Annotated in this window: 3 protein-coding genes; all 3 read right to left on the bottom strand. The window is 60.8% G+C overall.

The features are described from left to right. Positions 1–1116: NAD(P)(+) transhydrogenase (Re/Si-specific) subunit beta (locus ABX749_RS27500; RefSeq protein ID WP_372898848.1), on the bottom strand; the 1116-nt coding region annotated here is incomplete at its 3' end. A gap of 35 nt (positions 1117–1151) precedes the next feature. After that, complete coding sequence (locus ABX749_RS27495; RefSeq protein WP_372898847.1) at positions 1152–2687, bottom strand: Re/Si-specific NAD(P)(+) transhydrogenase subunit alpha; 1536 nt, start codon at positions 2685–2687, stop codon at positions 1152–1154. A gap of 125 nt (positions 2688–2812) precedes the next feature. Continuing rightward, on the bottom strand, positions 2813–3096 hold a 284-nt coding region (locus tag ABX749_RS27490), incomplete at its 5' end, for a glycerol-3-phosphate dehydrogenase C-terminal domain-containing protein (RefSeq protein ID WP_372898846.1).

Here is a 3096-nt window from a genome sequence, read left to right as displayed (position 1 = left end):
GGCGACCGGGTGAATGGCAAAACGGACTTCCTTGTTGCGTTTGAGCAGCGTCTTGACGACTTCGGCAAGTGAATGCTGTGCTTGAGCGACCGCCATGCCGTAGCCCGGGACGATCACGATGCTTTGTGCTTCTTCGAGCATCGCGACCGTCTCGTCGACGCTGAATTCCTTCGTCGTCCCCTCGACCACGGCGGCCGGCCCGCCTGCGCCGCTGCCGAACCCGCCCATGATCACGCTGAAAAAACTTCGGTTCATCGCCGCGCACATGATGTACGACAGAATCGCTCCCGAGCTGCCGACCAGTGCGCCGGTGACGATCAGCAAGTGGTTCTTCAGCATGAATCCGGCCGCCGCGGCAGCCCAGCCGGAATAGGAGTTGAGCATGGAAACCACCACCGGCATGTCCGCACCGCCGATCGCCATCACCAAGTGAACACCGATCAGCGACGAGATCGCGGTCATGATCAACAGCGGTATCAGCGCATCACCACCCTCGACACGGCAGTACCAGATTCCCAGGCCGACACAGGTGAGCATCAGGACGACGTTCAAGACGTGGCGACCGGGCAGTGTCACCGCTCGACCACCGACGAGTTCGGCCAATTTCAAGAAGGCGACGATCGATCCGGTGAAGGTCAACGCGCCGATGAAGACGCCGACGTAGATCTCGATTTTGTGAATCAGCATCTCGCCCTCGGGGACAGCGATCCCGGGTTCGATGTGGCTGGAGATGCCGACGAAAACGGCCGCCAATCCCACAAAGCTGTGCAGCATCGCCACTAGTTGCGGCAGATGATCCATCGATAAACGTGCGGCCAACCGAGCACCGATCAAGATCGCCGGCAAGATCGCGACCGCCATCCAGAGGTACCCGCCGTTCATCACTCCAAAGACGGTCGCCCCGACCGCCAGCACCATGCCGATGATCCCGAGCAGATTGCCACGCTTGGCACTCGTTTGGTGGGACAACCCGGCCAAAGAAAAGATGAACAGGACCGCCGCCACGATGTACGCGACCGTGGCCAGGGACTGGTTCAAGGGAAGCGTCTCGGAAGCAATCACGAGTGGGTGGGAAAACGGCATGTCTTTCATGTACGGGGGCAAACGATCATCCAAACAACAGAACATCCATCATCAGACGTGCAGCCACATCACTTGCGAAATAGGCTGAGCATGCGGTGCGTGATCAGAAAGCCGCCGGCAATGTTGAGCGTCGCGACAAAGATCGCCAACCCGCCCAACCATGCCGCGACCGGATTGGTCGCCCCGATTTGCACCATCCCGCCGACGATGATGATGCCGCTGATCGCGTTGGTGACACTCATCAACGGGGCATGCAGCGAGGCGGTCACGTTCCAAATCACTTGCCACCCGATCAGACAGGCCAGCAGAAAGACGGTGAAATCGGTGATGAAACCCTGATCGCGCGTCAACGCGACTCCGACCAACAGCACCGCCGCGATCACCATCAGGGCGATGTCAAAGGTCCCGATTTTCTTTTCCACCACGGCGGACGGTGCGACCGACTCCACCACTTTCTCTTTGGGGGCTGCGGAGACGGAAACCGGCGGCGGGGGCCAGGTGACCTGACCGTCCTTGACGACCGTCGCACTGCGGATCACGTCGTCGGTCATGTCGACGCTGAACCTCTCCGCGCCGCCCATCTCGTCCAACAAGTGATAAAGATTGGTCCCGTACAGCTGGCTGGACGTGTGTGCCAATCGGCTGGTCAGATCGCGGTAGCCGACGATGTGCACGCCTTCGACCTTGGTCACCTCATCGGGAATCGTCGCCTCGCAATTACCGCCTTGTTCGGCGGCCAAATCGACGATCACGCTGCCCGGACGCATCGAACGGACCATTTCGTGCGTGATCAATTTCGGCGCCGGTTTGCCGGGAATGAGTGCCGTGGTGATGATGATGTCCACCTCTTTGGCCTGGGCGGCAAAGAGTGCCATCTCGGCATCGATGAATTCCTTGCTCATCGTTTTGGCATAGCCGCCCGAAGTGCCGCCGTGCTCGTCGCCCTCGAATTCCAACATCAGGAATTCGGCGACCATGCTTTTGACCTGGTCAGCGACTTCGGGACGCACGTCGAAGGCGCGTACGATGGCCCCCAATCCCCTGGCGGTCCCGATCGCGGCCAGTCCCGCGACGCCCGCGCCGATGACCAACACCTTGGCCGGCGGGACTTTTCCGGCCGCGGTGATCTGGCCGGTAAAGAAACGCCCGAACAGCCCCGCCGCTTCGACGACGGCCCGGTACCCCGCGATGTTGGCCATCGAGCTCAATGCGTCTAACTTCTGCGCCCGACTGATCCGTGGCACCGCTTCGATCGCCAACGCCGTCGCCTGCCGAGCAGCGATCTTCTGCAACAACGCTTCGTTCTGGCCCGGTGCCAAGAAACAAATCAGTGTTTGCCCCGCCCGCAGCTGTTCGATCTCTCCATCCTGCGGCCGGCGGACCTTCAGCACGATGTCGGCTTGCGTCCAGATCTCGGCCGCCTCATCGCAAAGGGTGCAACCGGCTTCGCGATAGCTCTCGTCATGAAAACTCGCGGCATCCCCCGCACCGGATTCCACCAAAACCTCGAACCCGAGCTTCTGGATCATCCGTCGTGCCGTTTCAGGTGTCGCCGCCACACGACACTCCCCGGGATCAATTTCCTTGGTGATGCCAACTTTCATTTGCCGCCTGTCCCTTCGAATGCAACGGATGGGAAACCCCCAACCTTCTGGCGCAACTAGGATACCATTTCCATCGGAGTCCGTTCAGCTCGCAAGTGGCGTAAGCTTGCAGCTTGCGAATCCCGTTACGCCGGAAGGTAATGCCGGGCAACGGCCTCAAACGCCGCGAGTTGTTCGTCACGCCACGCCGAATCGGTTCCCAATTCGTTGGACAGGATCTCCGCGACCGCGGGCGCCGCATCCAATGCAAGCTGGGCGTTGAGAAACAGTGTCCGGGTGCGGCGGGCCAGGACATCTTCGACCGTTCGTGCCATTTCGTTGCGGACCGCCCAAACCACTTGGGAACGACGCATGTCGAGCGACGGATGAACCGGCTGGGCCAACGCGGGATCGTCCTGTTCCAACTGGT

Source organism: Stieleria sp. (assembly GCF_041595215.1).
Classification (GTDB): Bacteria; Planctomycetota; Planctomycetia; order Pirellulales; family Pirellulaceae; genus Stieleria; species Stieleria magnilauensis.
The sequence above is the reverse complement of the archived record's forward strand: the minus strand, read 5'-3'. Positions and strand labels throughout refer to the sequence as shown.